Raw genomic sequence first — 17,471 nt, 5'->3', positions numbered from 1 at the left:
GCCCGACGCCATCCCCTGCGGCACACGCCGACAACCCGTCTGCGCCACAATCCTGTTACGCTAGCACTATCGGTATGCACATCCGGTGCGCCGGTCCCCCCAACGCTTACAAGGAGGCAAGTCATGCGCGTAGACATCTACCGCCGGGCCGAACACGACGGCATTTTTTCCTACCTCGCGGTGCCAGAAGGAAAGATCATTCCGGAAGAAGTGACCAATACCGACTGGCAACTGGAAGTGCGCGCCAGCGAAGTGGACGACGATGCCCAGGCCTTGCCCAACTACCATATCGAACAGCCGCACCAGCAAATCGCCGCCAAGGGCTATGCGATCACCGGCCTGAAAGACATGTAAATGTAAAAAAGCCAAACCCGATTCGCATCCGGTTTGGCTTTGGTCGTCGCCTTGCGCTGCTACCGGTCAGTATTCGACCGCCACCTCTTGCGCACCGAGCACCTGCTCGAGCGCCGTCTGCAACTCGTCCGAGGGCGCCACCTTCCACTCCTCGCCAAACTGCAGCACGCAGCTGACGCCTTGCGGGCTGACCCGCGCGGCGATCGGCAGCCCCGTCTCGGCGCGGTGCGGCATGATCACGTCGCGGATGCGCTTGGCATCCAGCGTGGCCGGCAATACCAGACCCAGCTGACGGCCATACTGCACGCGCGCGGCGATGATGTCGAAGGCGCTCTCGGCCGTAATGCGCAAGCCGCCCGAGAAACGGTCTTCCGACACCTTGCCGACGACGGCGAGGAATTCATCTTCCTTGAAGATTTTCCGGTTGGAATCGAACAATTCGCCATACACGGTCACTTCCACCGTGCCGCTCTTGTCGTCGAGCGTGACGATGAGGATCTTGCCGCGCTGCGTCATCTGCGTGCGCAAGCCCGTGATGACGCCGGCCATCATGCGCGGCTCGCGCGACGGCGACAGCTCCGACAGTTTCGTGCGGGCAAAACGGCGCGCCTCGGGTGCATACGAATCGAACAGGTGGCCGGACAGGTAGAAACCCAGGGCGATCTTTTCTTCCGTCAGGCGCTGCTTGTCCGTCCACACGGGCACCTTGACGTACTCGGGCGGCGCCACCATGTCGCTGTCATCGCCGCCAAACAGGCTCACCTGGTTGGCCGCCTTGGCCGCCTGGTCGGCGCATTCCATGGCGAACGCCACGGACGCCAGCAGGATGGCGCGGTCGACCTTCAGGCAATCGAAGGCGCCGCTGCGGATCAGGGACTCGATGGTGCGGCGGTTGATCTGCTTCTTGTCCACGCGCTTGCAGAAGTCGAACAGGCTGGTGAACGGCCCGCCCGCTTCGCGCGCGGCGATGATGGCTTCGATGGCGTTCTGGCCCGAGCCCTTGACGGCGCCCAGACCGTAGCGGATCTGCGTGACCTTCTTGCCGCTGACGGACGGCGCCGCGCCGCTCGGCGTGAAGCGGTAATCGGATTCGTTGATGTCTGGCGGCAACAAGGTCAGCTTGCAGATTTCCAGCGCATCTTCCACCAGGATCTTGATCTTGTCCGTGTCGTCCATGGCCAGCGACAAGTTGGCGGCCATGAAGGCGGCCGTGTGGTGCGCTTTCAGGTAGGCCGTGTGGTAGGACAGCAAGGCGTAGGCGGCGGCGTGCGATTTGTTGAAACCGTAGCCGGCGAACTTTTCCATCAAGTCGAAGATCTCGTCGGCTTTTTCCGCCGTCAAGCCATCCTTGGCCGCCCCCGCGCGGAAAATCTCGCGGTGCTCGGCCATCTCTTCGGCCTTCTTCTTGCCCATGGCGCGGCGCAGCATGTCGGCGCCGCCCAGCGAGTAGCCGCCGACGATCTGCGCCATCTGCATCACCTGCTCCTGATACACCATGATGCCGTAGGTTTCGGACAGAATCGATTCCGTGCGCGGATCGGGATAATCGAAGCGTTCGCCGTGCTTGCGCTTGCAGAAGTCGGGAATCAGGTCCATCGGGCCCGGACGATACAGCGCCACGAGCGCGATAATGTCTTCGAAGCGGTCGGGACGCGCGTCTTTCAGCATGCCCTGCATGCCGCGCGACTCCAGCTGGAACACGGCCACGGTCTTGGCCTTGGTCAGCAAGTCGTAGGACGGCTTGTCGTTCAGCGGCAAGGTCGCCAGATCGAAGTTCGCCTGCGCAGGATCGAGTTGCTTGATGTAGCGTACGGCGCGGTCGAGAATGGTGAGGGTCGTCAGACCCAGGAAGTCGAACTTCACGAGGCCGACGGCTTCCACGTCATCCTTGTCGTACTGCGAGACGACGCCCGAGTCGCCGCCCTGCGTGTACAGCGGGCAGAAATCCGTCAGCTTGCCCGGGGCGATCAAGACGCCCCCCGCGTGCATGCCGATATTGCGCGTGATGCCTTCGACTTGCTGCGCCAGGTCCAGCAGTTGCTTGACCTCTTCCTCGTTTTCCAGGCGCTCCTTGAGCAGCGGCTCTTCCTCGATGGCGTCGGCGATCGACACGGGCTTGCCCGGCTTGAACGGAATCAGCTTGGAAATGCCGTCGCAGAAGTTATAGCCGAAATCCATCACGCGGCCCACGTCGCGGATCGCGCCCTTGGCCGCCATGGTACCGAAGGTGGCGATCTGCGAGACGGCTTCCTTGCCGTACAAATCCTTGACGTGCTGAATGACGCGGTCGCGCCCTTCCTGGCAAAAGTCGATATCGAAGTCGGGCATCGAGACGCGTTCGGGATTCAGGAAGCGCTCGAACAGCAGGTTGTATTGCAGCGGGTCGAGGTCGGTAATGAGCAGCGAATACGCCACCAGCGAACCGGCGCCCGAACCGCGGCCCGGGCCGACGGGCACGCCGTTTTCCTTGGCCCACTGGATAAACTCGGCCACGATCAGGAAGTAGCCGGGGAACTTCATGTTGCAAATCGTGTCCGTCTCGAATTTCAGCCGCGACTCGTAGCGCGGGCGCTCCTTTTCGCGGCGTTCGGGATCGGGATACAGCTGGATCAGACGCTTTTCCAGGCCCGCCTGCGATTCGGCGACGAGGAACTGGTCGATCGTCATGCCGTCCGGCGTAGGGAAATTCGGCAGTTGCGGCTTGCCCAGGGTCAAGGTCAGGTTGCAGCGCTTGGCGATTTCCACGGAATTGGCCAGCGCGGCTGGCAAGTCGGCAAACAGTTCCGCCATGTCCTCCTGCGACAGGAAACGCTGGCTGTCATTGAAGCGCTTGACGCGCTTGGCGTTGGCCAGCATCTCGCCTTCGGCGATACAGGTCCTGGCTTCGTGGGCAATAAATTCCTCTGGAGAAATGAATTGCACGGGATGCGTGGCGACCACGGGCAAGCCCAGCTTGGCTGCCAGCGCCACCGCATGGCGCACCTGCGCCTCCTGGTTGGCCTGGCCGCCGCGCTGGATCTCGACATAGAAGTGGCCAGGGAAAATCTCGGCCCAGCGCTGCGCATTGCGCTCGGCCAGGGCCAGGTTGCCATTCTCGATGGCGATGCCGACGTCGCCGAAATGCGCGCCCGACAGCACGATCAAGCCATTCGCCGCGCTTTCGCCCGGGTACAGCTCATAGGTATTCGTCGCCAGCGCCTGCAACCACTCGATGCGCAGCTCGGCGCGTCCCTTGTACTGGTTCGTCAGCCAGGCCGTCGACAGCAGTTCGCACAGCTGCAGATAGCCCATGCGGTTCTTCGCCAGCAACAACAGGCGCGACGGTTTTTCGCGGTTGTCGTCATTCGTGATCCACACGTCGACACCGACGATGGGCTTGATGCCCTTGCCGCGCGCCTCCTTGTAGAACTTGACCATGCCAAACAGGTTGGACAGGTCGGTGACGGCCAGCGCCACCTGTTTGTCCTTCGCGGCCGCCTTCACCACGTCGTCGATGCGCACCAGGCCGTCGACGATCGAATACTCCGAGTGCACGCGCAAGTGGACAAATGCGGGCCCTTGCGCAGCTTGCGGTGTCACGGCCGGAGCGCCGGCCTCTTGCATTACCATTTCCATCCTGTGTACCGTTTCGTGCAAAATTCAATGGGGTCTATTCTACCGCGTCGCGGCCTCCGACCGGCGATGCTGGCCCGGGCTGCGGACAAGAAATTCCAGCCATGCACGGCCGGCTGCCATGGCACAACGCCACATGCCGGGTATCCCGCCCGGCCCGCCGGGCTTATAATATCGGCTGTTCAGTCTAACCCGATCGCCATCATGCAAGTCTCTACCGCTGTTTCCACCGCCGCCAGTCCGCTGGCCGCTACGCCCGCCATCACTTTTGTCAATATTGCCGCGTATAAATTCATTACGCTGGACGATACGGAAGCCATGCGCCCGCTGTATCAGGCGCAATGCCTGGCGCTGGAACTGAAGGGCACGATCCTGCTGACGCCGGAAGGCATCAACATGTTCCTGTCGGGCACGCGCGAGCATATCGATGCCTTCCTGGCCTGGGTGCGCAGCGACGCCCGCCTGGCGGACCTGGAATGGAAGGAAAGCTTGTCGAACGAGCAATCGCACAAACGCATGCTGGTCAAGCTGAAAAAAGAAATCATCACCATGCGCATGCCGCTGATCAAGCCGGAACTGGGCCGTGCACCGTCCGTCGACGCGCGCACGCTCAAGCGCTGGCTCGACGCCGGCGTCGACGATGCGGGCAAACCCGTGGTCATGATGGAGACGCGCAACGCGTTTGAAGTGGACGTGGGCACCTTCAACAATACGCTTGATTATCGCATCGACAAGTTTACGGAATTCCCGGCCGTGGCCGCCGCGCACAAGGATGAGCTGGAAGGCAAGACCGTCGTCACTTTCTGCACGGGCGGCATCCGCTGCGAAAAAGCCGCGATCCACATGAAGGAAATCGGCTACGACAGCGTGTACCAGCTCGACGGCGGCATCCTCAAGTATTTTGAGGAAGTGGGCGGCGAACACTACACGGGCGACTGCTTCGTCTTCGACTACCGCACGGCCCTGAACCCGAAACTGGAACCGACGGAAACCGTGCAATGTTTCGTCTGCCGCGCCGTCGTCACTCCGCGCCAGCAGCTGGCGCCGGAATATGTGTACGAGGTGTCTTGTCCGCATTGTGTTACGCGGAAATCCATGCTCGAAGAGAACTGACGAGACCTGTCCGGAATCGGAAACAGGCCATGCTTTCTGTGAAATGACGGCGAATCTTGCACGGTTCGCCGTCATCGCAAGCAAGAATGACTAGACTCCTTCGATTATTTTTTTAAGCGAAGAATTATAGATTGCCGTTCTATATTTATTTTCCGCAATACTTCTGTTTAATAAAGAAATAGCAAGCAAACCGCTGCCATCATCCAGGATTTCTTCGATTGCCATCTTGATGGAATTGCTGGATTGCGGGGCAATTTGATATCCATTGACTCCGCCAGTGAAAATATCCGGAATACCGCCACGGTCGGTAGTCATCACGACACAGCCTGCAGCATAGGCTTCCAGAATAGAAATCGGCTGGCCCTCGAACAGACTGGTCGGCAAGCAAAAAACATGAGCAGTACTCAAAAGCTCCTTCTTGTCGGCCGCGCCAACAATTCCGTGATACTTTATTTCGGGAGCTGACGCCTTTTTCAGGAAAGCGTTTTTCTGCTCATCCGATTCAAAGGCGCCGGCAAAATCTATCCGGACTCTCTGCCGCTGATCTTGCGTTAATTCCTGGAATGCCCCCAGCAATTCTTCGTATCCCTTGCCTTCGATTAAATTACTAAGAAACAGTATTCTCAGCGGTTCTAGTGAGGAAAATTTATGCGCTATCTGTTCCTTGTGCAAGAACACATATTCTTCAGCGAAATTTGGCACGATGAATATTTTCTCAGGCGCAATAATTTCTTTGAATATTTCCACATGGCTGTTTCCCAGCACGATCACGGCACCCAGCTTTTTGATGAAAAATCTGTTTATTTTATATAGCAAAGGGAACCTGTCAAAAATATGCTTTTTCAGGCTGCCGCCATGCAAATGAATAATCATTTTATTCAGATTACGGCTGCAAATCAGATAAATCAGCAAGTCCTTCAAGTTACCCGCAACAGATTCCGAAATGGTCAAATAAATTGCATCGACATTGCTTTTTTTATGCCATACCTCTTTCAATATCTTGAATATTTCCAGAATTCGGCCTAAAGAATTGGCACCATGAGTCAATTCCTTCTTGCTCAAGTTAACCACTTCCAACTGATGTTCTTTTTCCAGGCCATCCAGCATGACCTTAACAGCCAAGGAATGGCCCGTCATAGGTGGCGGCAAGGGGCCGATGAAGAGAATTTTCATAAATCAAACCAATATCAGATTAAATGTGCGGCAATCATGCCGCGAAAGGAAAAAGCAGGGAATCCTGTCACTTATGCCCGAGCAGAAAATTCTTGCAATTTTTCTTTAAAATTCCTGATGGCGGTCTTTTTAGAAAAAATACGCCAATAGCGTTGGCTGCTGATTTCACCCATGGCACTCCAGTCTTGCTGGCGCGCCATCATCTCTTCGAAGGCCAGTTTAATCGAAGCATGCTCGTATGGATCAAATAAATAACCGTTGCTACCCTCCTCGACTCCCTCGAAATGATTGCCGCATCGATTAGACACGAGCAAGGGAAGCTTCATGCACAAAGCCTCCACCAGGGTCAGCGGACTAGCATCGGAAAAAGAAGGCAACACGAATACATTGGCACTCTGGTACAGCGAGGCCAGCTTTTCGGTACTGCAATGTCCGAGCAGGGAAATATGCGCACCGAGGCCGCGGGAGGCGACAAACTGTTCGATCATGGCCTTATCCGGTCCATCTCCGGCAAGTAAAAACCGGCCTCGCCGAATATTTTCATCGCCCAGCGCTGAAAAGAAATTGACAATACCCTTGACGGTCTCCGTCAACCGGACCGGCAGCAAGAATACCGGGAGCGGATTTTCTTGCCGCGCTGCGACTTCCGCGGCGGTAATGTGAAATTTGTCTTCTTCGATAGTATTGGGCAAAGGAAGATAGGCATGCACTTTTATCTGCCATTTTTCAAATGTCAATTCAGTCATTTTCCCGGAACTGATTTGTGCACCGGTCGACGACTGGTAGACAAATTTTCGCAGAAAGCGTTTGAGTATATTATCGTTCGAGGCGCCGGTGGTCAGATAGTTCGCTTCGGACCAGAAATGCAGTTGCTGCTTGAAAAGACCCAGGCGCTTGAAAAATGCCAGCGCCAGTACATCGATATCGTTCCAGCTTCCGCCTATAATTACTTCAGTATTTTTTTCTTTGAATAATTTATACAGCAGGCGTGGGTTGATATGGAGATGATAACGTCCCATCATTTTATAATAGCCATTATCGATATAATACGGATGCTTCAGCAAAGATAGATCGACTTGCCAGCTTCGATCGCCTTCTATGCGTCGCATGTAAAACACCTCAAAATTCAATCCTTGCTCGTAAAGTTCGTTATATAACGCCGTACGATAGGGTGTAGGTATATTGGTAAAGAAAATGTATTTATTCATTGTTCCAGCATCTTTTTCAGTATGCAATTGCAACATTAAAAATCCTGCTTGCTGTATTTTTTTTCAACCAAAAACTTGGGGAAAGTGATTTTTTTGAAAATCAAATGCTGGGCAAGGTTGAGCGTCCGGAAAAAAACGAGAACGGCAACATAGGGCAACAGCGAACCCCGGTAGGAATAGCAGCGGGGAACTGACAGGGTTTTTCCTCCAAAGTGCAGCATCTTAAAGTTGAAATCCACATATTTCGGAGGAATGCCGCGCTTTCCAAAAATATAGAGCGCATATTTCAACGCTCCCTGCCGCAAGCCAGGCGACAAGGTCGCAAAGAGCGCCGAATCCAGTTCGCTCAAGGTGCGCGGGTAATGCGCCACATCCAGGTGGATATAAAAAGATCCCCCTAGCAGCACGACCGGCTTGCCCCAGTAAGCGGCTTCCACCCCGGCGGTGGAACCGAATACGAAGACTTTTTCACAGCTGTCGATCAAGGCATATGTAGAAACAGAAGAACTGGCGAGGATAACGGTAATGTTATCGAACTCGGAAAATATAGAAGCCAGGCCGGTATGATAATGAAACTTGATATGCTGCAAATTTGGATGAATGCGCAGATAAAAATGAATCGATGGATCCTGCGCTGCCTTGGCTAGCAGGTAGCGAATGCCCTCGATCTGATTCTCGAATAATTTATATTTGTCAAACGATTCGCCAACGCAGAAAAACTCATCTTCCGAAGAATTGAAAATGACGAAATTTCGCTTATCCGGATCCCAATTTTCAGGCAGCTCATTCTCTTTTTGCGCCGCGGTATACACCGTGTCGGATGCCATCTCGGCCTTGCGCCGGCGCTCAAAAAAGCTCTTTGCCACAGTATTCTTGTCTTCTTTTTCGTTCCACTCGCTCCAGTTGTTTTCGATAATTTTCGTTCCATTATCAATATCATGAGGCAAGGCATCGAAAAATTTTACCTTATGCTGCTTCTCCCGATCAGAAGCGAACGTGCATTCCAAGACCACCGTGCTGATGCCCCGAGCCTGGCTAACTTCCATCACCGGCCTGATTCCGCTGAAGCGTCCATTAAAAATGCAAACCTGGTCGGGTGAGAAATCCTCAAGCATGCCAATGGTGGCTTCGACCAGACGGGCCGAGGCGCGCAACGCGTCGTCAAAAAACATGCTGTTTGCCTGATTAAATTCAGGTTCCAGATTACGCGTCATCGACACATAGGAAGACACCACGCCCAGGCCGATATTGGCCTCTTGATGACAGATGGTTTTCACCTCGGCAATCGAGTCGTAATCGAAGCGCAGCGCATCCACCCTCCGTACAGCTTCCGCACTGAGAAATGAAGACAGTTTCTTGTGCTTGAAATTCGGGTGATCAATTTTACCAACCAGCAAATTCGCAGAAAACATGCACTCCGCGCAGCGGATAGCAGATTGCTCGGCATTCGAATCGCAGGGCTTGATTTCACCGCTACACGTCACAAAAAGAACTTGATTCGAAGGATCTTGAAGATATTCCATGGCTTCATCCAGCAAAACCGGCATGCTGTTGTTATCCAGGGGATAGGGGCTGTAAATAAGAATATTCATGGTTATTATCTGGTTATTTCTCTGGTGCAGTCTTGAAGTTATGACTGCCTAAAGGCATAAAAATCAAGGAATGAAACATTTTTTCATGCCTGCAAAACTTCCTATTTAAGTATTTTTTTGTGCCCAAATCCATTCAAATAGCCACAAATCAAAAATGTATAAACAATTAGAAGATTGTAATATACAGTCTTCATTTCATAATTAAATATTCCCATTGCCGGCAGCAAAAACAATGCCGCAACTGCCATCAATTTCGCAAGCGGCAAGCCATTTTTCCCTGGCCGCAGCCAAAGAACAAAAGAAGAATAAATCGCCGCAAATATAAATGTTCCTATATATCCGAAATCGAACAATAGATTTGCAGTGATGCCATTAAATCTATCGTAATATGCCCCCCAAAAAACATACAGCCGCGTCTCAATTTCACCTATCGGATAATTGGCCAATCCAAGCTTATCCGCAATCAAAATAGGAAAAGGAAACGACAACTGTCCGTTTAAAGATTCAAATTGATAGGAATTAATGACAATACTGCCGTTTCTATACCATTGACATCCATAATCGAACAAGCTGAATATAATTGGATTAGTGATATAGACATTCGAATCGAGAATGTCGTTATAACCAATTTCGTTTTCAAAACGGTTTGCCGTCACAAAAAAGAAAACAGTGAAGGCACTTGCCGCCAGGAATCCAAGCGAAAGCTTGATTGTATTTTTTGTTTTTCGGCTACATTTATTGTAAAAAAATGGAAGGTAAGCGCCGTACAGAAAAACAAAAATGATAAACCCTGAACGACTGAATATGGTTAATCCGTGCAATACCACATTCAACGAAAACAACAGGCAGAGATAAGACATCTTCTTATTGCCAGTCATTAGATAGTAAAAATGAAGTGGCATTAAAAAGTAGGCAGTCGGATGCAGATACAGTGCTAGCAAATATAAGGTATTATTGATCGGCAAGGCTTTTATGAAATCGCCGCTCTCTCCGCCATTTTTGAATGCGGAATAATCCACAATGGATGAAAAACTGTAAAAAATACTGATCGAGAATACGATGAAAATAATAATATTAATAGACAGCAATACTAAAGTCAGCGTCCTCAGGCGTTGACGATCCGGCATCATGATTTTTACACTATAAGGCAAGCAATTCCATGGCAGGATAAAAAATGCCAAAATCAACGCCAAGAAAATAAAATTCCAGATCTTTTCTTCAGTATCAATCTTGTAATCATAGCCAATCGCAACCGCACCGATCAAGGAAGATATATAAATGAAGAACAGGAAAACAGCCGGAGAAGCCTTACGCCTGAAAGTGAAGGCAAAATAAATAAAAACCAGGTAACATAAAAATAACATAAATAACCTAAAGGGTGTCAGGCAGATTTCTGCGCTTCGGCAGCCGCTTGCGGACGGACTAGGGGTGGCGAAGCCGGTCCGAGACTACATACAGGCAACAGCCTATTTGGGCGGTAGTGGTTGTAATTTTTCAGCATGCTTCAAGCCCCACGGCAAATCATAAAGCTTATTGGCAAATATGAAAACTGCGATAAATGTCAGAACAGAAACAAGCAAGCTTGAATATGCCGCCCCCATGATGCCGATATGCTGTACTAGAAGAAAGGTCAGCGCCATCTGCAGTACGGAAGACGAAAAAGTGATAATTCCCAGCAGCTTGGTTTTTCTTTTATAAAAAATATAGCCCGACATGATGGAATACATACCGTCAAAAAATAAGGTAGCCATCGTCATCGGCAAAAACACCATCGATTCCTGATATGCAGCGGGGAAAAACAATGGTATTAATAGCTTTAGCAAAAAATAGCCACTGAGTGCTACCAAACTCAAAGCAGCAGAAAATAGATAGGTAATGCGTACCAATTTTCGCTTTAATCTATTTTTTTCACTCGGCTCAGATTGCTCAATGGAAAGTAAATCCTTGTATAAATGCGGGGCATAGGCATTGAAAAATGCTCCGGTAAACACGCCGATCACGGCGGAAAAAGTCAGCGCCAAAGCGTAAATACCGTTTGCTGCGATACTTATATAATTGGTTATTATTATCTTGTCGATGCCGGATTTAAACCAGAAAGATAGGGTATGCGGCAGCAGCGGCAAACCGAAAGAGAATGCGCTGCGAACCTCTTTCATATCAATACTGGAAAATATATAAGAACTCTTTTTCAGATGCCACATTATCAACAGTGTGACGACCACACCCGAAACGATCATGCTGAGTGCCCGACCTTGCCAGTTCCATTGCAGGAAAACGACAAATAGTATTGCCAGCCCTCCCGTCAGCAGGGATTGCAATACTTGTGCGACATTAAAGGTATATACCCGCTCCTGGATCCGCAACAGCGATGTGTACAGAGTATAAATACAAGTCGACACGGCTGTAATGATGGCAAGCACCTGCCACAGCAAGGTGATTCCCAGATATTCGCTGATAGGAAAGGAAAACAGGCCTACCATCAGCAAACAAGCGACGCCTAAAAACAGAATTAAATAAATCAGATTTGAAAGATAGCCAGCCACGCCGTCTTTCAATCCATGATAATTAATTGTCAGTGCGGTATAGGTATTCATGCCGCAAATTGCCGTAAACACTTGTACTGCAACGCTGAAGTTTGTCAGTGTGCCAAAATCCGAGGGTGTCAGGTATTTCGCTACAATGGGCAACAGGAGAAAAGGAACCGCCTTGCTGAGCGTGTCACCGAGTGTATAGATCAGTGTGGACCTAAGAAAACTATGGCGTAATATTTTTGTTATAAAACCAGGCATTTCTTCGCAACTCAAGTTGATCAGTCCGGCTTCAAAGCGGACCGGGGTGTAAATCGGCTGAATCCTGTTTTCAATCTGTATTCCGATTTTTTAGCAGAAGACGGTTTTCAATTCCGGTTCGCTTCAGGCCACAGTAATGCCCAGCTTGAAATCTTAATTCAACAACATTCACATCGATGTACCGGCAAGCACAAATGTAAAAAAATAGCGCTGGCAGCCGCACCGGATACCTTGCGGAGTTAGCTGCCATCAAAATGCCAGAGAATTTTTGAGTGAACGCCGTTCACAATCATCGGTCAGGAATGCTCTTCCCTTGCTTTTTCAAGGTCGCTCGGACGTCCTACATCAAGCCAGGGCTCGTGCATCGGATAAACAATGGTGCGTTCGGCTTGTTCCTGTAAACGCGCAAACAGAGTCGGCATATCACAATGCTCGCCTTTCGGTATCACTTGTAACGCCATAGGTTCGAGTACGTAAATACCGGCGTTGATATGGCTACGAGTAATCGGCTTTTCTTCAATGCCAATAATATCCACGCCATTGGTTTTCACCACACCAAATGGATGTTGCCATTCATGCAATTGAACCGCCATGGTCGCGGCAGCCCGGTGCCGACAGTGGAAGTCCAGCAATTCGCCATAACGGATATCGGTCAGAACATCGCCGTTGGAGATCAGGAAAGGCTCTTCCGGTGATGCCTGCAGCAAACCCAGCGCGCCGGCTGTGCCCAGCGGCTTTTCTTCACGCAAGTAGTCAATTTGTACCTGCAACCGTTCACCATTGCCGAAATAATCCTCGATCATGTGCCCGAGATAATGGACCGCCAGCACAAACCGCTCAAACCCGTCTGCTTTGGCGCGTTCGATAATATGCTCCAGCATCGGCTTGCCGCCAACTGGCAGCATGGGCTTGGGGCAGTTTTCGGTATGCGGCAGCAATCGCGTGCCGCGTCCGCCAGCCATGATCACCATCAAATTCGGACGTTTGCCTGGCACCAGCAAGCTGTCGAGCAAATGAACGCCAACTACCCGGTTTTGCTCGTCGACTACGGGTACTTGATGCAATTTATTAAATTTCATCAATTGCAGAACCATATCGCGGTTCCATCCAGGCGGCACCACCATCGGATTGCGCTGAATAATGCTGTCGACGGGGCTGGCCAACGTCAAGCCACGCAGCAAACCGCGTCGGATATCGCCATCGGTCAGCGTGCCGAGCAATCGTTCATCATCAGTAACGATCAGCACGATCTGCATCCCCGACTCTTCCAGACGGGTGATCGCTTGTTGTACGGTTGCCGTAGTCGGCAATAAGGTTTTACGCCAGGTATCAGTGTGCATAATATATAGTCGGATTAAAAGTGCCGGATTCTTACCGGCTCGTCTCGACGCGCGGACTGATATCGGCAAGATCGTAGAAAGATTTTTTCAAAATATGCTCCAGCGGATATTCACCGAGCACTTGAACAATCTTTTGGCTGGTGCCACCATTACCATGCAGATTGGTCATGGTTGCCAGCCCGGACTGGAATTCTGTAGAGTACGGACGCTGCAGAGCCGTGCTTATCGATACGGCATCGGGCTCGCAATCAATCACACTGTCCGCCATTAAACGGCCGCGCTGACGGTCGCCGATATTGATCGTGCCGATGCCCATGCTTGGCGCTTCGGCAATCCCGTTTGAGGAATTTTCCACTACGCCATCAACCATCGAGGACAAAAGGAAACTCCCCGTATCCGCGTTCGGCATCGCGAAAATCAAACGGCAATCAGTCAGGTCGTCCAAGGCGTTCAATAGCTCTTGCATTTGCTGAGGCGACGATGCGCTCTCAAGCGTGGCAGGATGAATTGTTTGGCCAGTTCAAGGTCGTCATGATGATTCACGCCAGCTTCTGCGATGATAAGGGTTTTCATGTATTTCTTCAACGATCTTTGTTTAATTATTTGGCCAGAACGCTGATGTAAACCGAACTGGCTGTGCAATCCCGCAAGACCGCCGAGCCGGAGCCAATCACGGTATCGGCGCCTAAAACACTAAAACATCTTTTTAATAGCATTTACTATTCTGGATGCGGTATTGCCGTCACCATAAATATTACAATTTTCCGGCAATGGTGCTGCTTCAATTTTCTTCACCGTATTAAGTATATCTTCTTTGGTAACCGGCGTTGTATAGATGTTAGGTGTTTCAATCCTTCCCTTTTGCCTATCACCAAGATTTATAACAAATTTCGGGAAAAATGATGCTTCAACAAAACCGCTTGAAGTGTTTCCCAACATAAATTCACAGTGTTTCATGCAGGTCAGGTATCCTAAAGTGCCAAAGGATTCAATTCCTATTGCATTGACATTAGAACTTATAAAATCCTTCAGTTTCAGGCGGATCATATTACCCATGGTATCAGTATTAGGCATGGTAATGATCAGCTGATAAGCTTTCAGTTGCGTTAGAGCAGCGATAAGTTCATCTGTATAGGTTTCGTTCTTCTCAAATGAAACAGTTTCTGGATGAAAAGTGATCAGAATGCTCTTTTTGGTCAGATCGATATTGAATTTTTTCTTGAACTCTTCGACAGAAAGAAAATCAACATTCTTCAGATTATCTATACTTAATGCACCTACGTTAAAGACCGCGTCTTTATGCTCATCTCCGACAATCTTAACGACTTGGTCTTTATACTGCTCTGTTGATGCAAAATGGAGTTTAGACATTAGCGTCAGGCTATTCCTAAAGATGTTATCAATAGCCCCTAAAGTTATTTCCCCACCCGAAATATGTGCAACCGGAATGTTAAATGGCACAGCAGAAGCTACTGCTGCAAACATTTCATAACGGTCTCCCAAGCAAATGATTAATTTGTAGTTTTCCAGACTCCAGATTGATGAAAATTTCATCATCGTCAAGCCCATAGAATCAGAAATTGACTCTGGAGATTCACCAAGAACCAAGGCGTCAATTTTGTATTTGACCCTAAAACCATCCTCTTCAATCCTGCCAACAGAATTACCATAAATCAAGGAATTATGATTGCCAAAAGCTATAATATCCAATTCAAAGATTTTCTGTTTATGAATTTCTTTAATCAAAGGATAATATATACTGTAATCTGCTCGCGAACTTGTAAGTAGGGCTATTTTAATCATGGATTTCAATTTAAACCAAATCGTCAATCGAAAGCTTATGATCTTTCGTTACATCTTTATTTAATTTTTTATTTAAAACATTTTGAATATGCATAGGCGAAATTCCATCTCCCGGCCTTTTCATAATCAAATCTTTCTCAGTTATGACATGCCCTTTGGTTAAGCCATCCACTATATGAATGCTTCTTCTAGCAATAACTATATTCTTCGTTTCAGATTCAGTAGGCAACTTTTCAGCTGACCCCATAGCCTTTTCAATGTTTCTGATAGAATTAACCATTTCTTTCAATTCATCAGGTTCCAGAGATGCCAAATGGTCAGGACCATCCATTGAACGGTCTAAAGTAAAGTGTTTTTCAATCACAGTCGCCCCTATTGCCACAGCGGCAACCGGCACTTCAATACCAAGGGTATGGTCAGAATATCCAATTTTTACCCCAAACACTTCACCGATAGTTATCATCGCTTTAAGATTAACATCTGTCATCTTAGTAGGATAGTCGGTGTTGCAATGTAAAACGGTGATGTTTTCTTTTAAAGTTCCTTCAGCAATCAAAACTTTTAGCGCTTCACCTATCTCGTCAAGCGTTGACATTCCTGTAGATAAAATTACATTCGTCTTCATTCTTCCTATTGTCTGAAGATATGGAAGGTTAGTAATTTCTCCCGAAGGTATTTTAAATATGTCAAGACCAAGATTATACAAATAATCAATTGAAACATGATCGAAAGGTGTTGATAAAAATTTTATCCCCACGCTGTTTGAATAATCCAGTAATTCTTTATAAGCTTCAAGAGGAAGATGAATTTTTTTAGCCATATCCAGCTGGCTTTCAGAAGCTATACCGGTATTATCAATTTGATAAACCGCTTTTTCCGCCTGCTCAGTCATTACGAGCTCCGGCACTGCTGTTTGAAATTTAACAATATCAGCACCAGCCTCCTTGGCAACGTCAATTAATTTTTTTGCAATATTAATATCCGCATTATGGTTTACACCTGCCTCAGCAATGATTAGAACTTTATTCATTTTTTCTTTCTTTTTTCGTCTAGAATTTTATTGACATTATCCCATCCATTACAGGTAATAGCACGATCATCGATCCACACATCTCCAATCGGTTTTCCTAACATCAGCTGATGGTATTTAAAGCCATACCTTGATAACCAGTCCACAGTCATCTCATATTCCATCCAGGTACGCGCAGAATAAATTATTATTGTGTGTCCTTCGTCATATAAACCATTTACAGATTCAACTGCATTATCCAATGGCTTAGCCATTGATCTGCTATATGTTTTTTCTTCGGTACAAATTGTACCATCCATGTCTATTATTATTTGCATATTTTATAATTTTCTGAAAAACGTCGCATCATTAAGAAACTATCAATCCAATTTTCATCATATGAATTCTTTATTTTATAGAAATCATTTAAAAGATATTTTGGGGAATTTGCACCGGCAAAAATTGAATTTAGTACAGCACCACCAAACCTTGGATTAATTTCCATAAAGTAAAGTTCTTTAGTTGCCGAATCTTCAATCAACTGAAGCGTAAGAGGGCCAACTAATTTTGTTTTCTCAATAATTTCTCTGCTGAAATTTATCAATCTTTCATCTTTAAGCGTGATAGATTTTATAGATTCGCCGCCCTGAGTTTCCAATCGTATCCTTGGAACAATTGAAACTATTTCCTTATCCTGGACAGAGACATAAACATCTACACTGTATTCTTTACCTTTAACAAATTTCTGAACCAGATAATTTTCTTTATTTGTCAGGTTATCAAAATCTGCAGGTGATTCAAGTATTAAAATACCTTTGGATGCAGACCCGTGTATCGGCTTTGCTATCAATGGGTAATTATTAATATCAGAAGGTATATTTATACTGTTTTCTATGCACCACTCATTAGCAAGGCGCTTGTTGAAAAAAACTTCACATATACCTTCGTCCGAAACCGGTATGAAAACGTCTTTATCATCCACGAGCTTTTTCAGCCTGGCTGATACGATAGTAGCGTAATCCAAAAAAGGCAGTACGATATCAATCTTTTTTGCTTTAATAGTTTCAAGCAAATGATCGTATAAGTTCTTATCACTCCATCGTAGTCCGATAATAATCTCTCCAACCAATGAGATTGGAACATTAATATCTAACTCGTATGAAAAGATATTTACATTTAGACCTCTTTCCTTACCTTCATCAATAAATTTTTCGGCAAGAGAAACGCGTTTGGCGCCTCCGAGGAAAAGTATATTTATATCTTTTTTTTGCATGACAAGTTATTCAGTAATATTGCTTGGTATTTTTGCAATTCGCTCTTCTAAGAACAATGCATTAATCTGTTCTTCCTTCTGACAAGGTGCATATTTAGCTCTTTTACCAAGCTTAATATCATTTGCCACTAAAGCACCGCCTCCGCCTGAAGTAACTATTTGATTTCCATCAAAAGAAAAATTCACTCCAGGCCAGCATACAGTG

At 48.2% G+C, this 17,471-nt stretch carries 16 protein-coding genes; 2 read left to right on the top strand and 14 right to left on the bottom strand.

Annotated elements, in window-relative coordinates; translation table 11 throughout:
• Positions 1–123 precede the first annotated feature (123 nt).
• Positions 124–354: a DUF6139 family protein gene (locus tag O0880_RS03375; RefSeq protein ID WP_071322179.1), complete on the top strand. Its 231-nt coding sequence runs from the start codon at positions 124–126 to the stop codon at positions 352–354.
• Between the two features lie 66 nt (positions 355–420).
• On the opposite strand, the gene dnaE is transcribed toward O0880_RS03375, so the two are convergent.
• Positions 421–3,957 (bottom strand): DNA polymerase III subunit alpha, encoded by a 3,537-nt coding sequence (gene dnaE, locus O0880_RS03370; RefSeq protein ID WP_289885063.1) that lies wholly within the window; start codon positions 3,955–3,957, stop codon positions 421–423.
• A gap of 213 nt (positions 3,958–4,170) precedes the next feature.
• On the opposite strand from dnaE, the gene O0880_RS03365 reads away from it, so the two are divergent.
• Positions 4,171–5,079 carry a sulfurtransferase gene (locus O0880_RS03365; RefSeq protein ID WP_289885062.1) on the top strand — a complete coding sequence of 303 codons (909 nt, stop codon included), beginning with the start codon at positions 4,171–4,173 and terminating at the stop codon, positions 5,077–5,079.
• A 90-nt stretch (positions 5,080–5,169) separates the two neighbouring features.
• On the opposite strand, the gene O0880_RS03360 is transcribed toward O0880_RS03365, so the two are convergent.
• The 13 genes from O0880_RS03360 to O0880_RS03300 form a co-directional block, all read right to left on the bottom strand.
• Positions 5,170–6,252 (bottom strand): glycosyltransferase family 4 protein, encoded by a 1,083-nt coding sequence (locus tag O0880_RS03360; RefSeq protein WP_289885060.1) that lies wholly within the window; start codon positions 6,250–6,252, stop codon positions 5,170–5,172.
• Positions 6,253–6,323: 71 nt separating this feature from the next.
• On the bottom strand, positions 6,324–7,496 hold the full coding sequence (locus O0880_RS03355) for a glycosyltransferase (protein ID WP_289885059.1): 1,173 nt from the start codon (positions 7,494–7,496) through the stop codon (positions 6,324–6,326).
• Positions 7,496–9,052 (bottom strand): hypothetical protein, encoded by a 1,557-nt coding sequence (locus O0880_RS03350; protein WP_289885058.1) that lies wholly within the window; start codon positions 9,050–9,052, stop codon positions 7,496–7,498. Before O0880_RS03350 ends, O0880_RS03355 begins: the two co-directional genes overlap by 1 nt.
• Positions 9,053–9,153: 101 nt before the next feature.
• Positions 9,154–10,416 (bottom strand): O-antigen polymerase, encoded by a 1,263-nt coding sequence (locus O0880_RS03345; RefSeq protein WP_289885057.1) that lies wholly within the window; start codon positions 10,414–10,416, stop codon positions 9,154–9,156.
• Between the two features lie 102 nt (positions 10,417–10,518).
• Positions 10,519–11,856, bottom strand: a complete 1,338-nt coding sequence (locus O0880_RS03340; protein WP_289885056.1) for an oligosaccharide flippase family protein — start codon at positions 11,854–11,856, stop codon at positions 10,519–10,521.
• A 281-nt stretch (positions 11,857–12,137) separates the two neighbouring features.
• Complete coding sequence (locus tag O0880_RS03335) at positions 12,138–13,181, bottom strand: nucleotidyltransferase family protein (protein ID WP_289885054.1); 1,044 nt, start codon at positions 13,179–13,181, stop codon at positions 12,138–12,140.
• 31 nt (positions 13,182–13,212) lie between these two features.
• Positions 13,213–13,626: a UDP-N-acetylglucosamine 2-epimerase gene (locus O0880_RS03330; protein WP_289885053.1), complete on the bottom strand. Its 414-nt coding sequence runs from the start codon at positions 13,624–13,626 to the stop codon at positions 13,213–13,215.
• A gap of 5 nt (positions 13,627–13,631) precedes the next feature.
• Positions 13,632–13,754 carry a hypothetical protein gene (locus O0880_RS03325; RefSeq protein WP_289885052.1) on the bottom strand — a complete coding sequence of 41 codons (123 nt, stop codon included), beginning with the start codon at positions 13,752–13,754 and terminating at the stop codon, positions 13,632–13,634.
• 120 nt (positions 13,755–13,874) lie between these two features.
• A complete protein-coding gene (gene neuC / locus O0880_RS03320; RefSeq protein WP_289885051.1) occupies positions 13,875–14,984 on the bottom strand; it encodes a UDP-N-acetylglucosamine 2-epimerase in 1,110 nt (369 codons plus the stop codon).
• Positions 14,985–14,994: 10 nt separating this feature from the next.
• Positions 14,995–16,014, bottom strand: a complete 1,020-nt coding sequence (gene neuB, locus O0880_RS03315) for an N-acetylneuraminate synthase (protein ID WP_289885048.1) — start codon at positions 16,012–16,014, stop codon at positions 14,995–14,997.
• Complete coding sequence (locus O0880_RS03310; RefSeq protein ID WP_289885046.1) at positions 16,011–16,313, bottom strand: hypothetical protein; 303 nt, start codon at positions 16,311–16,313, stop codon at positions 16,011–16,013. The genes neuB and O0880_RS03310 overlap by 4 nt, the downstream gene beginning before the upstream one ends.
• A gap of 8 nt (positions 16,314–16,321) precedes the next feature.
• Positions 16,322–17,266, bottom strand: coding sequence for an ATP-grasp domain-containing protein (locus tag O0880_RS03305; RefSeq protein ID WP_289885044.1), 945 nt, complete (start codon positions 17,264–17,266; stop codon positions 16,322–16,324).
• Positions 17,267–17,272: 6 nt separating this feature from the next.
• A complete protein-coding gene (locus tag O0880_RS03300; protein WP_289885043.1) occupies positions 17,273–17,452 on the bottom strand; it encodes a hypothetical protein in 180 nt (59 codons plus the stop codon).
• Between the last annotated feature and the right edge of the window lie 19 nt (positions 17,453–17,471).

It is taken from the genome of Janthinobacterium sp. SUN118, from assembly GCF_030397695.1.
In the GTDB taxonomy this organism is placed as follows: Bacteria; Pseudomonadota; Gammaproteobacteria; order Burkholderiales; family Burkholderiaceae_D; genus Janthinobacterium.
This window is presented reverse-complemented; position numbering and strand designations above follow the sequence as displayed.